Source organism: Haloferax sp. DFSO60, assembly GCF_046557615.1.
Classification (GTDB): domain Archaea; phylum Halobacteriota; class Halobacteria; order Halobacteriales; family Haloferacaceae; genus Haloferax.
On record NZ_JBKIII010000001.1, the window covers coordinates 1462067 to 1478157 of the forward strand.

Consider the following 16091-nt stretch of genomic DNA (forward strand, 5'->3'; position numbering starts at 1 on the left):
AAAGTCGTTCGACAGCGGTCAGACCTGTTCGACCGAGAAGTCGATGGTTGTCGTCTCTGTGTCGGTCGCATCGGCGAGTAACCCTTCGACGCGACCCTTCGCGTCTGCTTCGCCAGAGGCGAGGACGACGATGCCTTCGGCGCGTTCGTCGCCGACGGCTTTCCACGCATCGAGCGACCCTTCGCCGGTGTCGGTCTCGAACTCGGTTGCGAACGTCCGAAGGACCGTCACGACGCGCTGTTCTGTATTGGCGAGGTCAGCATCGCCCGACTCGAAGTCGCGGATGGCGTCTTCGATGTTCCGGATGGCGGAGATTCGGTCCATCTACGTCGCCCGGTACACGTCGCCGCGCGGTTCGTAGATGTCGCCTTTCATCTTGAGTTTCTCCAGTTGGTCGTTGACGGTACTCTCGTCCATGTTCAACTCGCTGTGCGCACGTTCGAGTACGTCGTCGTGCGGCGCGCCTTCCTCGAACTCTTCTTGCATCGTGCGGATGAGTTCGAGCAGGTTCTTGATACGGTCGCGTTGGGTCTTCGAGCGACCGGTCTCGACGATGTCGGCGTCGAACTCACCAGTCTCGGGGTCCATCCCGATGTCGCGCAGACAGGATTCGACGATGTCGGTCACGCGAACGGCGTCTTCGCGGGTGACTTTATCGGAGAGGCGAACGCGGGCAGAGGCCTCCGAGAGACGGACGAGTGCTTCGAGTTTACGCGCCGTCACGGGAACAGGGGCGTCGTCGTCGGCACCGCGAGCGCGGAAGTCCACGTAGAAGTCGCGGATGACCTGTTTTGCCTCGTCGGTCATCGTCGGGTAGCACGTTCGTTTCGCGTAGGCGATGTACTTGCGAAGGAGGTCGGCCTCGATGTCGGGTGCGACTTCGTCGGTGACGGCGTTGACCTGTTCTTCGGTGAACTCCGAGTTCGGCACGTTAGTTCGCTGGGTGTTCAGCTCACCGGCATAGTTGGTCTTCAGGATGTGGTCGGCGAGTGCAGAGTCCGAATCGGGGTCCGGGTTGTCGGTGACGGTGAAGATGAGGTCGAAACGCGAGATGAGCGCGGGTTCGAGGTCGATTTGCTCGCCGATAGGTTCGTACTGGTCGAACCGGCCGTATTTCGGGTTCGCCGCGCCGAGGAGCGAACACCGCGACTTGAGCGTCGCGTTGATACCGGCTTTAGAGACCGAAATTTGCTGTTGCTCCAGTCCTTCGTGCATCGCAGAGCGGTCCTCTGGGCGCATCTTGTCAAGTTCGTCCACCGCCGCGATTCCTTTGTCGGCGAGGACGAGCGCACCCGCTTCGAGCGTCCACTGCTGGCCGTCGCCGAAGTCGTCGCGGACGGCGGCGGCGGTCAAACCGGCGGACGAGGAACCCTTACCGGAGGTGTAGACCGAACGTGGCGCGATGTGTCGTATGTACGAGAGCATCTGCGACTTACCGGTACCGGGGTCACCGATGAGGAGCATGTGCAGGTCGCCACGAATCCGAGAGCCATCGGGCAGGTGCTTTGTGACACCGGAGAAGAGTTGCAGAATCATGGCGAGTTTCTCCTGGTCGTAACCGTAGATGGCGGGCGCGACCGAGGCGACCATCTTCTCGTAGATGTCTGGGTTGTTCGAGAGTTCGATGACCTCGGCGATGTCCTCGTCGGTAATCTCCATGTCTTCGAACTCTTCGTCCTCAATTGCGAGCGCGATACCCTCCATGTAGTAGTCGAAGACGGAGGTCTTCTCGTTGCCCGAACTCACCTGTTCGATGTGGAGAATCCCGACGGCGGTGACGTGGTCACCGGCGGTGACCTTGCCGGTCACGTCGTCTTGGAGGTTCATGTCGATACTCTGCGGCGTCTCGCCCCCGCGCAGGCCTTCGGGGGACTCTTGAATCCGCAGTTTCTGTGAATCGACGAAGTTCGACTGGTCGAAGTCGATTCTGAAGGGTCCTTGTCGCTCACAGCCCTGGCACTCGTGTGGCTCTTGGAAGCCACCGTCGCCCTGCGGGATATAACTCATCGTTCCACAGCGTTGGCACTCGAATGCGGCTTCGGTAATCTTGGGCCGCACGTCCGTCGCCTTGCGGACGATTCCTTGGACCGAGATGAGTTTCCCGATGTGGTTGTCGTTGACCCGGATGTTGCGGATGTCGATGTTATCCGGGAGGTTCCGCATCCGAACGTGTGCCTGACCCAGTTTGACGTCCGCGGGCAAGTCGAACAGGCGAAGTGCCTCTTCGGCGTACTCTTGGAACTGCCCAGGTTTCGTCAGATAATCTTCGGCGAGTTCGGTGTCGAACGTGTAGAGGTCGTTGTAATCGATGTACAGCGACCGTTTCTCTTTCGGATACTGCTGTGCCAGTTGTCCAATCTGCTCTCGATAGTAGTTGCGGTAAAACTGGATAAACCGCTCTGTCAACTCTCGATTCTGCGGGGCCTGCGCCATCGAACTTTCCTTTGTTCCCGACTGGTTAAGAACCTTCGTCGTCGCCGAGCGGGGTCACCTCACGTTCACCGAATTCGCCGCCCTACCAGCCCCATTATGCTACTGGGTGACATACACTAGTGTGGTTCTCGCGTCGTCACGAACGACCCCGAGCGGCGCGCAGAACAGAGGTGTTGAACTCGAATGCAATTCATCGTCCGGTTGACGCACTCACCGGATAACTGTTGGGCGAGACCGGAGCACAAAGGCAAAGCGAGCGAACTCCACGACAGACTCGAAACTGCCGAGGAGTCGTTTGGCGTCACGGTTCACAACGCCTTCGTCGCCCCGAACGAACACACGTTCTACCTCGTCCTCGAAGCAGAATCGTTCGAAGGAATCGTCGGACTGCTCAGTCCGCCAATCCTGCAAGACCACGAAGCCGACGTGATACCCGTCACGTCGATTGCGGGTGGGATGGAAGCGACCGGCGTCGAATAACACGACGCCACAACTTTTTCGCAGAGACGCCAGTAAGAAGCGTCTCAGAACGACACGTCCGTCTCGATGTCTTCTGTCGCCTCTCGAAGCCCAGTTCGACGGGTCTCTTCAGTGAGGTTCTCAGAGAGCGCCTCGTCGGTGAGCAAATCCGAGAAGTCGTCGCGGAAGCGGTGGTTCACTCGTGTAGAGCGAAGGTCCGCGTCCGCAACAGGGCGAAAGAGCCGGACAATATCTGCCTCGGTGTCGAGTTCGTCCGCGACTTCCTCGTCGGAGCGGTCGTTGGCGACGAGCTTTTCGAAGCGGTCGTAATCGAAGGGAGTGTCGCGGTCGGCGTCGCGGACGAGGTGCAGGTCGAAGCGAGCGGTTCGAACCTCGTCGGGAGCGATATCGAGGTCGGCCGCCAGTGCTTCATCAGTGTCGCCGCCGTAGTAGCCGACGACGAGACTCACGAGCGCGTCGGTTCCGAGTTCGGTCCGAAACTCGAATCGCTCGCGCATCTGTTGGATGTCCCCGCGGACGCGTGTGCGAACTTCTTCAGGGTCGCCAACGTCGGCGAGCGAGCCGCGTCCTTCGGACTGCCGCTCGGTGACAGTGTCCGACCCGGTCGTCTCGATGAAGATATCACGGAGTTCGGCGGTCTTCTCGTCCATAGAGAGTGAATAAAACGCGAAGCATCTTGAATGTCTCCGACCCTCGTAAACCGGCATATTAAACTTGGTTTACGAGACAGCGAGCGTATGGCAACCGAACACGACTCTGTCGAACTCGTCGGCGACGAACTCGTCGGCAACGTCGCTCGTGCGGCGCTCTTTGCGGCGCTCATGGGCGCGGCCGCGTACGTGTCGTTCCCGAATCCACTCTCGCCGATTCCGGTGACGATGCAGGTACTCGTCGTCTTCCTCGCCGGTATCTTTCTTGGACCAGTTTGGGGTGGCGCGTCGATGGTACTCTATCTCGTCGCCGGAAGTCTCGGCGCACCCGTCTTCGCCGGTGGCTCTGCTGGCTTTGGCGCGCTCGTCGGTCCAACCGGTGGCTACCTCCTCTCGTATCCCCTCGCCGCCGCCGTCACGGGCGCTATCGTCCACAACGGCGTCACGCTCGGTGACTACCGCGTGAACACGCTCCGACTCGTCGGCGCGATGGTCGCCGGAACCGTCGTCATCTACGCCCTCGGAACGATTGGATTCGCGTTCGTCCAGAACATCGGCCTCGGGGCGGCCTTCTGGGTGGCCTCGGCCGCGTTCATCCCTGCCGAAGCGTTCAAAATCGCCGCCGCCGTCGGCATCGTCCGCAGCGACGCAATCGCGGCAAATTAGATGATTCAGGTCGAGTCGCTCGTCCACCGCTACGGCGAGACGGCCGCACTCGATGGCATCGACCTCACCATCGAGGACGGCGAGTGCGTCGCTCTCGCGGGGGCGAACGGGTCGGGGAAGACGACGCTCGTTCGTCACTTCAACGGCCTCTTAGAACCCGACGAGGGGAGCGTCACTGTCAACGACCGCGACGTCTCCGAGAACCTCGTCGCCGCGCGAACTGCCGTCTCGATGGTGTTCCAACACCCCGAAGACCAACTCGTCGCGGCCACCGTCGGCGCGGACGTGGCATTCGGCCCCGAGAACCTTGGACTCGACCGCGACGAAATCGACCGGCGCGTGGAGGAATCGTTGACCGCCGTCAACCTCGCAGGTCGCGAGTCCGACCGCGTGGACACCCTCTCCGGCGGTGAGGTCGAACGCCTCGCTATCGCTGGCGCACTGGCGATGGACCCCGACCACCTCGTTCTCGACGAACCGTTTACGGGGTTAGACGAACCGGCGAGACAGTCCGTACTGAACCGATTAGGGGAACTTCGGGAAGATGGAACGAGCCTCATCATCGTCACCCACGACCTGCGCGACGTGATTTCGCTCGCCGACCGCGTGGTCGTACTCTCGAACGGGCGGGTCGTCCTCGACGGTGAACCGGCCGACGTGAACGACGAACTCGCCCACTTCGACGTTCGAGCGCCTGATTCGCCGTGTTGAGCTACGAACCGGGTGACTCACTCGCCCACCGACTCGACCCGCGAGCGAAACTCGCCGTCCAAGTCACGTTCGCGGCGGCGGCGCTGGCCTACACGACACCCATGGGATTGCTCGTCCTCGGCGTCGTCGCACTCGGTTGTCTGCGCGCCGCGAACACGTCTGTCCGGGCGTCGCTCTCGGCGCTCAAATTCGCGGTTCCGTTCCTCCTTCTCGCACCCATCGTGGAAGGGGTCACACTCGGGTCGCCGTGGTTCGTTCCAAGCGACGCCATCGACCCCGCACTGGCGAGTATTCGTGTCGTCCTCGTGTTTCTCGTTGCGGCCGCCTACGTCCGAACGACGCCGGTTCGAGACTCGCGCGCCGCAGTGCAGCGACTCGTCCCGGGGCGAGTTGGAATCATGCTCGGCGTCGGCGTCTCGCTCGTCTTCCGGTTTCTCCCGCTCGTGCGACGCGATTTACTGCGAGTTCGAGAAGCGCAGGCGGCCCGACTGGGAACCGAACGGCGACTCCACGAACGACTCTCGCTCGTCGCAGCGGGTGGCCTTCGTCGGTCGTTTGCACGGGCAGATTCGCTCGCACTCGCACTTCGGGCACGCTGTTTCGCGTGGAACCCGACGCTTCCGGAACTTCGATTCGGGCGACACGACTTCCCGGCACTTCTTGTCGCACTCGGACTTGGGATTGCTGCAATACTTTCTCTCGTCATATCTGCCTGAGATTTCGGCGGACAGCGGCGATTTCCGTTGACAAGATTTAACACCTCGTTCTCCGGTGATTGATTATGGTATTTGTGGCCCAGGCGGAGGTCACTCGGGAGACCTTCTGGACGATTAGTCCAACCGGTGAGGCGCTCTTCTACGGCCTCGCTGGTATCGCCATCCTCGTATTCATATATGGGGTGTACGAGCGGATTGCGAGATACGCTCGTGGTGGCGACGACCCGTTTGACCGCCTGTCTGATTTACCGGGGCGAACAGTGCGCGCGACGAGACTCGTCTTCTCGAATCGAAAGCAGTTCGACAGAGACACCTACGCGGGCGTGATGCACACGCTCATCCTCTGGGGCTTTCTGACGCTCCTCATCGGAACGACCATCCTCGCTATCGACATGGACATCTGGACGAAGCTTCTCTCCCAAGAGTCCTTCTTCGTCGGCCAGTTCTACCTCTCGTACTCCTTCGTGATGGACTTCATGGGCCTCGCCTTCGTCGTCGGCATCGGCATGGCCCTCTGGCGTCGTTACGGCGTCCGTCACCCCCGCCTGTGGGGCAAGCACACCGGCTTCGAAGATGCGGCGTTCATCTGGACGCTCTTCTTGCTCGGCGTCGGTGGCTACGTCATCGAAGCCCTCCGCATCGTCGGCACTGGCTTCCCCGACTTCGAGACGGTGAGCTTCGTCGGCTGGTTCGTCGCGCTCGTGTTCGAGGGCGTCGGCATGGGTCCGGGACTGGCCGAAAGCCTCTACCGCCTCGGCTGGTGGTCGCACGCGATTCTCGCACTCGCGTTCGTCGCGGCGATTCCGTACGCCAAACCGCTCCACATGCTCACGTCGTATGCGAACCTCATCACCGCCGACGAGAAAGCAGGCGTTCGCCTGCCCAAGGTTCCGGCAGACACCCCGCCAGACGAGATTGGCTACGTCTCGGAAGACGACTTCTCGTGGAAGGCGCTGCTCGATTTCGACGCGTGTACGAAGTGTGGCCGCTGTTCGGACGCCTGTCCGGCGAAGGCCTCCGGTCGCAACCTCGACCCCCGCGACGTGATTCTCGACTTGAAGACCTACCGAGACTCACTTGACGCGGGCGGCGACTCAATCGACATCGTCGCGGACGGCGGAACTTCGGTTATCGCCAGTGAGTCGATGGACTCCTGTATGGCCTGCATGGCCTGCATGGACGCCTGTCCGGTCGATATCGAACACCTCGCGCACTTCACCGAGATGAACCGTCGCCTGACCGAAACGGGTCAGCAACAGGAATCGGTTCAGGAAGCGATGATGAACATCTTCTCGAACGGCAACGCCTTCGGCGACCCACAACGCAAGCGCCCGGACTGGACCAAAGAACTCGACTTCGAGGTTCCGGACGCCCGCGACGAACCTGTGGAGTTCCTCTGGTACGTCGGCGACTACCCATCCTACGACGAGCGCAACCGCGCCGTCGCTCGCTCGCTCGCCCGAATTTTCGAGGAGTCCGGCGTCTCCTACGGCATCCTCTACGAGGACGAACAGCACGACGGCAACGACGTGCGCCGCGTCGGCGAAGAAGGTCTGTACGAGATGCTCGTCGAGGACAACGTCGCCGCGATGGCCGACTGCGACTTCGAGAAAATCGTCTGTACGGACCCCCACTCGTACAACACGTTCCAGAACGAGTACCCGGAAATGGACGACTCGTTCGACTACCCAGTCTTCCACTACACGCAACTGGTCGAGTCGCTCGTGAACGACGGCCGCCTCGGTCTCTCGGGGAGCGAACTCACCGACCAGACGGTCACCTACCACGACCCGTGTCACCTCGGACGCTACAACGGTGAGTACGAGGCACCACGTGAGGTCATCCGTTCGACGGGCGTCTCTCTCGCCGAGATGCCGCGTAACCGCGCCGACTCGTTCTGTTGCGGTGGCGGCGGCGGCGGTCTCTGGATCGACCACGAAGAAGAGTCCAAGCCCTCCGAAGAGCGCCTCCGCGAAGCCCTCGAAGATACAGAGGGCGGTGTCGAGCGGTTCGTCGTCGCCTGTCCGATGTGCGCGACGATGTACGAAGACGGACGCAAGACCGGAAACTACGAGGAGGACATCGAGATTATCGATATTTCAGAGCTTATCGTCGAAGCACTCGACGCGAAGGCTGGCGCAGTCGGGTCGGAAACGACGCCCGCCTCGGCGGACTGAGCAGGTTTCAGCGTTTTTTATTTTTGCTGTGTTGACGAGCGGTAGCAGTTGCTCACTGGGCAAAAAAACGTGAAAACGGGTCGAACCGAGGCGACGCGCGTTAGTCGCGGTCGTACTCTTTCTTGAAGCCGCGGAACTCCGTCCGGTGGGCTTCTTCGTCGCCGAGGAGAGTCACCGCGAGGTCCTCGGTGACGGGGTCGTTGGCCTCCTCTGCAGCGGTGATGAGCGAACGGTAGGTCTCGATTGCGTCCTCTTCGGCTTCGAGGACGCCGTCGATGACCGAGCTGACGTTCGTGCTATCTTCCGGTGGCTGGAGGTTAGGTTGGCGGGCCTCGAACGTTCCCGAACCCGGTGGTTTCTCGTCGAGTTGTTTGAGACGGTTGCCGATTTGTTCGGCGTGGCCCAACTCTTCTTGAATGTCCGCCTTGAGCGACTCCTTTATCTCCTCGGCCCGGACTCCGTCGAGGACGATGGAGTTCGTCATGTAGTTCATCACCGTTTCCAGTTCGTCATGATACGCGCGCTTCAACAGCGCAGTTACGTCCTCAGACATGGCACTCTACTGTTGAATCTCTGACCACAAATACCTGTTCGCCTCCGGCAGGAAGGTCCGCATTTGTTCAGAGAGACCCCGGTAGTTCAGTCGTAGAAACAGGTATAAAGACAGATTGAGAACAATATTCAACAACCATACCAGATTGCTCCGGGTGAGAGTGTCCGCCCGTCGAAAAAACAGACCGGAAAATCGGAACCTTATATCGTGAATCAGGGTGATGCATCTCGGTCGCTGTCGGGTGACGAGGCACGAAGCGAACTTTACAGGCTGATGCATCAGCCACTGCCGCGCAAACAAGCCTTGGCGCGAGTTCTCGAAATCGGGACCCGATACCTCGGCATCGAACACGGCCACATCACGGATATCGACAAAGCCACCGATCAGTGGGAAGTCGTCAGTTCGACTGACTCGCCCGACGGCCCATATCCTGAAGGACTCACAGCAGAACTCAGTAACTCGTACTGCCGACGAACGGTAGCGCAATCTCGACCGGTAGCACTCAACGACGCGGGGAACCAAGGGTGGGCTGACGACTACGCCTATCAACTCCATCGACTCGATACGTATCTCGGAATTCGAATCGACGTGTTCGGCGAACCCTACGGAACGATGTGTTTTGTAGCGCGTGAATCACGAGACGGAGAGTTTACCGAAGTCGAACGCATCTTCATCGAACTCGCCGGAGAGGTCACGCGGCAGGTACTCGAACGGTTCTATCATCAAAAGGACCTCGCGAACCGTGACCGTCTGATTTCGGTTCTCAACCGCGTCCTCCGTCACAACCTCCGCAACGACCTGAACGTCGTCAATGGATACGCGCAACTCCTCGAAAGCCGAACGAGCGGCGACGAAAAGCGGTGGTCACAGATTATCGGCTCGACCACGACAGGATTACTGGCGACAGCTGAAAAGAGTCGGAAACTGGAGCAGTTGACGCGCACCGTCCCGGTTACCAGACCGACAGACATCGTTCCTGTCGTCCACGAGGCAGTCGATGAAACCAACCGTCAACACCCAGCCGTCGAGGTGGCGCTCACCGCTCCAAAAGAGGCAGTGACATTTGCCTCACCGGAGTTCGCAGACGCCGTCACCGAACTCCTCGACAACGCGGCGACGTACAGCGGGAGCGAACCAACTATCGAGGTGATGCTCACCCACGAATCCGACGAGACTGTTGTTCGTATCGACGACGACGGACCGGGGCTACCAGTTGACGAACAACAAGTTCTGACCGGCGGTGCGGAAGAGCCATTGACCCACGGAAGCGGCCTCGGCTTGGCGCTCGTCTTTTGGATTATTACGAACTTAGACGGCACAATCACGGTTGATGCGACCCCATCGGGGACGACAGTCGAACTTCGGTTGCAAAGCGCCACTTCGATATCGTCGAGCGAGTGACTTACGACGGGTTTTCCGCGATGTGTAGGGCGAACGCCGAGAATATCTTAGATGTACTCGACCAGTTCGACTACGTAGCCGTCCGGGTCTTTGACGAACGCGGCACGGGCATCCGCGGCGTCGATATTCAGCGGTGCTTTCACCACGTCGGGATTCTCGGCTTCCAGAATCTCTTCGAACGCCTGGTCCACGTTCTCGACTTCGATGGCGACGTGGTCGATACCCGACGGTTCGATTTGCGCCGTCGAGGTTGGGTCGTACTTCAGTTGGAGTTCCATATCGGTGTCGTCGCTCCCGAGATAGACGTTTTGTACCCCATCGAGTTCGAACTGAGAGGTCTGTTCGAGTCCGAGGACGGTGTAGAACTCACGGGTCGCTTTGAGGTCCGAGATGACGAGTGCAGTGTGAATAAGTCCCATGAGACGACTGACGCGAGCGAGAACAATAAACGGCGGCCTATGGGCAGTTTCTCGGGCGTGTGTGAGACGGGTCAGGCTTGCCGGGAGGCGTCCACGTCGATTGCATCCACGGGGCAGATATCGACACAGAGCATGCAGTCGATACACTGGTCTTCGTTCGTGGGTTCGACTTTCATCTCGCTCACGGGGTGGTCGGGCGTATCGACCCACGTGAACACGTCCACGGGGCAGTTTTCGAGACACGCGCCGTCTGCGAGACAGATGTCGTAATCGACGGCGACGTGGGTGCCGTGGATGCCGAGTTTCTCCGGTGGTTCGACGGGGCCCCAGACAGTAACACCGTTTTCTTCTCCTGCTTTCTTGCGGTTCTGGTCGAAATTCGGGTCGATAGCCATTTGCTGAAAATTCGCTGGGGGAGATACTAAAGCGTCTTCATCACGGGTCAGAGAATTCGAAGACAACGAAGTGATTCGAGACCAGTCAGCGACGAGTGGCGACCAGTGCAACTGCGGCGAGCGCGATGATTGCAACTGCTGGGCCGAATCCCGGCGTGTCGGAGCCAGTGGTAGAGGTCGCTTCGGTCGTTGTGTCGGTCGCTGTCGCTTGCGTCGTCTTCAGACCTTCCGAAAGCACCAGCGTCCCGATGTCGGTGACGTTTCCTCCGGCAGTGAGTTCGAGGTCGTATTCGAGGTCAGGTTCGCTCTCGGTGTAATTTCTCGGTCGGGATATGGAGAACCCATGAACCTCGTCACCCTCGGAAACGGTCATGAAGTGGTCGGAGTTGTAGGGTGCAGTCAGGTTGAGTAAGAAGACGACTTGTCCGTCGCCGTCGGCATCCATGAGTTGGCCGGTCGAGTAGAAGCCGTCAGATTCGGACCCAGCGGTGAACGTCGCACGCTCTGTGGTAGGGCCGAACTCGACGGTGATGTTTGCAACGCTGTTGTTGTTCAGGGGGGCGTGTACTATAGACTCGGCGAACGACGCGTTCGAACCAGTGGTCTCGGGAACCTGTTTTGCTTGCACGACGAGCGTGCCGATGTCAACGGTCTCGTTCCCGTCGGAGAGTGAGAGGTCGTAGTCCGTCTCTGCCGTGATGGTCGTCGCCGAGTCGTTCCACGAGAGATCCTCGATTCGGTCACCATTTGAGACAGAGAGATACTCGTCTGGCGTTGCGTCGGCGGATGCAGTCAAGTCGATACTCACGGTGGCTTTCCGGTCGCCGTTACCGTCGGCGAGTTCGACGGTCGTGTTGTATCCGGTGCCGTTGGACTCCCCTTCGTTGGCCGAGATACGGAGCGTTGCGGTTCTGCTCGAATCGAACGCGACCTGAATCGTCGCGGTGTTATCGATACCGGGAGTTGCCAGATAAAGAGGGTCTACGAACTCGGGTTCCTCCGGTGGCTTCGGGATAGGCGTCGCCGAAATCGGGTCAACCGCAGAGTCGTTCTCTTCGATGACGAGCGTCGCCGTATCGTTCGGGTCGTCTATTGGTCCGGTTCGAAGTTCGTAGTCACCGGCATCAAGGAGATTCGAGAGATAGTACGTCGATTGCGACGAGTTTCGAATCGAGTCGTCACCAGCAACGGAGAGATACGATTCAGGGTCGGTCTGACCAGCAGTCGAGGTGTTCATTTCGAGCGTGACGGTTCCATCGTCGTTCTCGTCAACCACCGTTGCGTGGACGAGAAATCCCTGGTTCTCGTCGCCGATGTGAACGTCGAACGTGTTGTTCGCGCTATCTGGCGTTTCGAGTGTAATTGAGACGACCTCACCCTGTTCGCCGTAGAACGCACTTTCTGTGAACTCGTAGGGCTCTGGGGAGGCCGTTGCAGGTGCGACTGCTGTCGTAAGAAGAGCCATTGCGAGAGCAATAACCAGGACGACGTTCATGTTGGAGGGGCGCATTGGTTGGTAGTTTCAAACCACCAACTAATTACTTTCTAAATTGTCATTTCAGAGTGGTATCAGTAGTGAGCGACAAGCGACTGAGTGAAAGGAAACGGGAGGGCAGTTGGAGGGCGGTACTTACGCTTTTGCAGCCTCGATGTGAGCGAGCGCTCGAGCGACGAATTCGACGTCGCGGTCGGGCGCTTCGTCACGATAGTCGCAGAGTGCGTCTACGATATAGTCGAGTTCTGCGCGGGTGAAATCTTCGTTGCCTGCTTCGACCCGCACGAGCAGGTCTGTCGCTGGCGTCGGCTCTTCGTCCTCGGAATATGCCCGCTCGATTGCGGCGAGCAGGGCAGTGTGGACAACCCACGACTCTTCGTGTGAGAGGTCGAGAGGGGCTGGACGGTCTTGTGCCGAAGTAGTCATTGTATGGTTCCGTGAGACGATACGGCCCCCAGGGTATATAGATATGTGTATTGTTGGCACGCGTCACACACAATGTCGAAAGCGCCTCGGTGAGTCGCTTCTGCGACTATTTGAACGCCGGAATTCCGGTCAAATCGGCACCGAGAACGAGCGTGTGGATGTCGTCGGTACCTTCGTAGGTGTAGACAGTTTCGATGTTGGCGAGATGTCGCATCGGCGAGTAGTCGGTCGTGATGCCGTTTCCGCCGAGCATCTCGCGGGCCGTGCGCGTCACCTCGCGGGCGACCCGGACGTTGTGGCGCTTTGCCATCGAGACGTGCTGGTGTCGGAGGTCACCTCGCTCTTTCAGGTCGGCGAGGCGGTAGGCCTGCAACTGGGCGTTCGTGATTTGTGTCGCCATCTCGGCGAGTTTGCCCTGCTGGAGTTGGAAGCGGGCGATTGGACCGCCGAACTGGTCGCGGTCTTTTGCATACTGGAGGGCCGTCTCGAAGGCGTCGCGGGCCGCACCGACGACACCCCACGAGATACCGTAGCGGGCTTGCGTGAGACACGACAGTGGGCCTTTCATGCCTTCAACACCGGGAAGGACGTTCGCTTCGGGAATCCACACGTCGTTGAGACCGATTTCGCCCGTCACCGACGCGCGCATAGAGAGTTTGTCGTCGATTTTGTTCGTCGTCACGCCGTCGCGGTCGGTCTCGACGAGGAATCCACGGACCGGCGAGTCTTCGGTCGAGGTGTCACGCGCCCAGACGACCGCAACGTCGGCGATTGGAGAGTTCGTAATCCACGTCTTCGACCCGTTGAGGACGTAGCCGTCATCATCACGTTCGGCACGGGTCTGCATGCCCGCCGGGTCCGACCCGTGTTCGGGTTCCGTGAGGCCGAAACACCCGACGTACTCACCGGTCCCGAGTTTTGGAAGCCACTTTTCCTTCTGCTCTTCAGAGCCGTAGGCGTGAATCGGGTAGATAACGAGCGACCCCTGTACGCTCGCCATCGAACGCAGGCCGGAGTCGCCTGCTTCGAGTTCCTGCATCAAGAGACCGTAGGCGCGCTGGCCGAGTCCGGGGAGGCCATATCCGTCGAGATTGGGCGCGTAGAAGCCGAGTTCGCCCATCTCGGGGATGAGTTCTGTCGGGAACGTCCCGTCTTCGAAATGCTCGCCAATGTCGGGTTTGACCTGCTCTTCGACGAATCGGCGGGCCTCGTCGCGGACCATCTTCTCTTCGCTGGTGAGGTCCGATTCGAGACCTAGATAATCGAGCATGATAGACCGTGCGATTGGCGAAGTGAAAAGCGATTCGCTCACACGTCTCGTGGCGACGCCGGACGCGAAAATCGAAGTCGTTCAGGCCGCAGATGTAGTAGATTCGGCGCGAACGCGGTCGACGTAGATGACGAAGTTGTCGAACAGGCGCTTTGCCTCGCAAGCCGCATCGAAGTTCTCGGCGGTGATGCCATCGAGAACCGACTGAATCTGGTCGTCGGGGAGGAAGTCTTTCGACCGGGTAATCTTCTCTGCGGTGTCCATGTCGTACTCGGGGTGGAACTGCACGCCGAAGGCGTGGTTTCGGCGGAACGCGTGGACGCCAAACTCGTTCTCGGCGAGCAGGGTCGCACCCGGCGGGAGTTCGGTCACGACGTCGCCGTGGGAGGTGAAGACGAGGAACTCCTCTGAGATGTCCGAGAGGAGTTCGTCGCCGTCATCGGTTTTCGAAATTCGGCTGTAGCCGAGTTCGAATTCACCCATGTCTTCGACGGTCCCGCCGAGGGCCTGAGCGACGACTTGATGGCCGAAACAGACACCGAGAATCGGCAGGCCGCGCTCGTCGGCTTCTGCGACCCACGAAAGGAGATTCTGAATCCACTCATCGTCCCAGTAGACCGACGACGACGACCCCGTGATGACGACACCGTCGTAGTCGAAGTGTGCCGGAAGGTTCCCCTCGGTCACGTCGAACTCCGAGAGGTCGGCGTCGAGTTCGCGGCGGAAGTTCCGAGAGGTGCTCGAGTCGGAGTGTGACGCATCCAAGAAGGCAAAGCGTGGCCTGGTCATTACCCGAATACAGACCATAGGTGGCCAAAGGAGTTGCGCCCGGGACGGAATTGGCCGCTGCTGATGACGCCTACTCCATGTTGTCTTCGAGAAAGCCGACGAGCGCGTCGTTGACGAGACGCGACTGCTCGACGGTGACGAGGTGGCGCGCACCCTCGAACGACTGGAACTCACCGTTCGGCAGCCCATCTGCGAGTGTGCGACCGCCTTCGACGGGCCACACCGGGTCGTTCTCACCGTGAAGGACGAGCGTCGGCGTCGTAATTTCGTACAGCGGCCCGGCATCGAACGCCTCGATAGCGGCGGCTTGTGCCGCCCACGAACTGAGTGTGGCGTCTTCCTCACGCCGCCACCCGACAATCTGGTCGCACACGTCGGGGAAGTCAGCACGGAACTCCTCGGAGAGCGCAGGAGTCAGCGACTCTCGAACCTCGTCCTCGATGGTGGGGTTACCGTAGAGTGGTTCGACGTCGAGGTTGGCACCCGATGCGGCGCTTCCGATGACGGTGAGCGACTTCACGCGCGAGGTGCTTCGCGCGGCTTGCAGACCAATCATCCCACCCAAGCCGAGGCCGACGACGTGGGCTTTTCTGACACCGGCGTCCGCGAGGACGGCGTTCAGGTCGTGTGCCAGCGTACCGACTCGGTACGGACCGTCGGGCGCTTCGGACCGGCCCGACCCACGAACGTCCATAACGAGGCTCTGAAATGGTCCAGCGAGAGCGGCGTGTTGCCAGCCCCATTGCCACGCACCGTATCCCGCGTCGCCGACGAACGCGACCGTTTCGCCGTCCCCATCGGCGTCGTAATAGAGACTGACGCCGTCGTTTGTTGCCGTAGGCATATCGCCGAGTCGGCGACCGACCGACTTAGGCGTGCCCGTCTCTCGGTGCTACCGCGAACGGATGGACCATTCAGACGACTCCTCGGCACCCGTCTCTTCGTCACGCTCTGCAATCGCGTCGAACAGTGACGCGAACGTGTAGACGGTTTTGTCGTCCTGTGTCTGCGGGTCGAGAAAGAAGAGTCCGCGCGCGCCGGACGCGTCCAACCGAACGGTGAGCGCGTGTAAGAACCGATACAGCGACTTGACCGAGACGTACTGGAGGAGAATCGTGAGCGAATCGACGACGACGAGTGGCCGAAGGCCCGATTCGTCGTCCCACGACGCGAGTTGTTCGGTCGCCTGCATACCGATACCAGTCATATCGGAGGGTGCAGAGACGTGCGACACGGTGTCTTCGGTGTTGGGAGTTCCGGTGGCTGAGTCGGTCGTGATGACCGTAAGGTCGGGTGGTCGAAAGCCGAGGAAGTCCTGCCAATAGTCGATGTCAGACGAGACCTGTGGCGAAAACGAAATCACGAGTAACGGCGTTCGTGACGGCGAACCGACATCGACGAGTTCTGTAAGCCCTGACGAACGGCCGCTTCCGAGAATCAAGACAGAGTGGCAGGAAGTACGCCCGTCGAGCAATTCGCCATAAATCATTGTCATCAACCAACACGTATC

18 protein-coding genes are annotated in these 16091 nt (G+C 60.0%); 6 read left to right on the forward strand and 12 right to left on the reverse strand.

Features of this window, described 5'->3' with window-relative positions:
* Positions 1-18 precede the first annotated feature (18 nt).
* Both ACK509_RS07840 and ACK509_RS07845 read right to left on the reverse strand, forming a co-directional pair.
* Entirely contained in the window at positions 19-324 is a 306-nt protein-coding gene (locus ACK509_RS07840) for a hypothetical protein (protein WP_410765925.1), read from the reverse strand.
* Positions 325-2433 (reverse strand): minichromosome maintenance protein MCM, encoded by a 2109-nt coding sequence (locus ACK509_RS07845; RefSeq protein ID WP_410765926.1) that lies wholly within the window; start codon positions 2431-2433, stop codon positions 325-327.
* Positions 2434-2616: 183 nt separating this feature from the next.
* Between ACK509_RS07845 and ACK509_RS07850 the strand changes: the two genes are divergently transcribed.
* On the forward strand, positions 2617-2913 hold the full coding sequence (locus ACK509_RS07850) for a hypothetical protein (protein WP_410765927.1): 297 nt from the start codon (positions 2617-2619) through the stop codon (positions 2911-2913).
* A 44-nt stretch (positions 2914-2957) separates the two neighbouring features.
* Here ACK509_RS07850 and ACK509_RS07855 read toward each other — a convergent pair whose 3' ends face one another.
* Positions 2958-3563, reverse strand: a complete 606-nt coding sequence (locus tag ACK509_RS07855; protein WP_410765928.1) for a conditioned medium-induced protein 4 — start codon at positions 3561-3563, stop codon at positions 2958-2960.
* An 87-nt stretch (positions 3564-3650) separates the two neighbouring features.
* Here ACK509_RS07855 and ACK509_RS07860 point away from each other — a divergent pair, with 87 nt between their 5' ends.
* From ACK509_RS07860 to ACK509_RS07875, 4 genes are all read left to right on the forward strand, one after another.
* Positions 3651-4229, forward strand: a complete 579-nt coding sequence (locus ACK509_RS07860; protein WP_410765929.1) for a biotin transporter BioY — start codon at positions 3651-3653, stop codon at positions 4227-4229.
* The gene (locus tag ACK509_RS07865; protein ID WP_410765930.1) at positions 4230-4940 is read left to right on the forward strand and encodes an energy-coupling factor ABC transporter ATP-binding protein; all 711 of its coding nucleotides are present in this window, start codon (positions 4230-4232) and stop codon (positions 4938-4940) included.
* Positions 4934-5656, forward strand: a complete 723-nt coding sequence (locus ACK509_RS07870) for an energy-coupling factor transporter transmembrane component T family protein (RefSeq protein ID WP_410765931.1) — start codon at positions 4934-4936, stop codon at positions 5654-5656. Before ACK509_RS07865 ends, ACK509_RS07870 begins: the two co-directional genes overlap by 7 nt.
* A 65-nt stretch (positions 5657-5721) precedes the next feature.
* Positions 5722-7833: a heterodisulfide reductase-related iron-sulfur binding cluster gene (locus ACK509_RS07875; protein ID WP_410765932.1), complete on the forward strand. Its 2112-nt coding sequence runs from the start codon at positions 5722-5724 to the stop codon at positions 7831-7833.
* A 100-nt stretch (positions 7834-7933) separates the two neighbouring features.
* Here ACK509_RS07875 and ACK509_RS07880 read toward each other — a convergent pair whose 3' ends face one another.
* Positions 7934-8386: a ferritin-like domain-containing protein gene (locus ACK509_RS07880; protein ID WP_410765933.1), complete on the reverse strand. Its 453-nt coding sequence runs from the start codon at positions 8384-8386 to the stop codon at positions 7934-7936.
* A gap of 273 nt (positions 8387-8659) precedes the next feature.
* On the opposite strand from ACK509_RS07880, the gene ACK509_RS07885 reads away from it, so the two are divergent.
* Entirely contained in the window at positions 8660-9787 is a 1128-nt protein-coding gene (locus tag ACK509_RS07885) for an ATP-binding protein (RefSeq protein WP_410765934.1), read from the forward strand.
* A gap of 47 nt (positions 9788-9834) precedes the next feature.
* Here ACK509_RS07885 and ACK509_RS07890 read toward each other — a convergent pair whose 3' ends face one another.
* The 8 genes from ACK509_RS07890 to ACK509_RS07925 form a co-directional block, all read right to left on the reverse strand.
* A complete protein-coding gene (locus ACK509_RS07890) occupies positions 9835-10206 on the reverse strand; it encodes a VOC family protein (RefSeq protein WP_410765936.1) in 372 nt (123 codons plus the stop codon).
* Between the two features lie 71 nt (positions 10207-10277).
* Positions 10278-10601 carry a ferredoxin family protein gene (locus ACK509_RS07895; protein ID WP_410765937.1) on the reverse strand — a complete coding sequence of 108 codons (324 nt, stop codon included), beginning with the start codon at positions 10599-10601 and terminating at the stop codon, positions 10278-10280.
* Positions 10602-10686: 85 nt separating this feature from the next.
* Positions 10687-12066, reverse strand: coding sequence for a PGF-CTERM sorting domain-containing protein (locus tag ACK509_RS07900; protein WP_410765938.1), 1380 nt, complete (start codon positions 12064-12066; stop codon positions 10687-10689).
* Between the two features lie 165 nt (positions 12067-12231).
* Positions 12232-12522 carry a hypothetical protein gene (locus tag ACK509_RS07905; protein WP_410765939.1) on the reverse strand — a complete coding sequence of 97 codons (291 nt, stop codon included), beginning with the start codon at positions 12520-12522 and terminating at the stop codon, positions 12232-12234.
* Positions 12523-12628: 106 nt separating this feature from the next.
* Positions 12629-13792, reverse strand: a complete 1164-nt coding sequence (locus ACK509_RS07910; protein ID WP_410765940.1) for an acyl-CoA dehydrogenase family protein — start codon at positions 13790-13792, stop codon at positions 12629-12631.
* 81 nt (positions 13793-13873) lie between these two features.
* Positions 13874-14581, reverse strand: coding sequence for a type 1 glutamine amidotransferase (locus tag ACK509_RS07915; RefSeq protein ID WP_410765941.1), 708 nt, complete (start codon positions 14579-14581; stop codon positions 13874-13876).
* A gap of 70 nt (positions 14582-14651) precedes the next feature.
* Positions 14652-15425: an alpha/beta fold hydrolase gene (locus ACK509_RS07920; protein ID WP_410765942.1), complete on the reverse strand. Its 774-nt coding sequence runs from the start codon at positions 15423-15425 to the stop codon at positions 14652-14654.
* 48 nt (positions 15426-15473) lie between these two features.
* On the reverse strand, positions 15474-16070 hold the full coding sequence (locus tag ACK509_RS07925) for a hypothetical protein (RefSeq protein ID WP_410765943.1): 597 nt from the start codon (positions 16068-16070) through the stop codon (positions 15474-15476).
* Between the last annotated feature and the right edge of the window lie 21 nt (positions 16071-16091).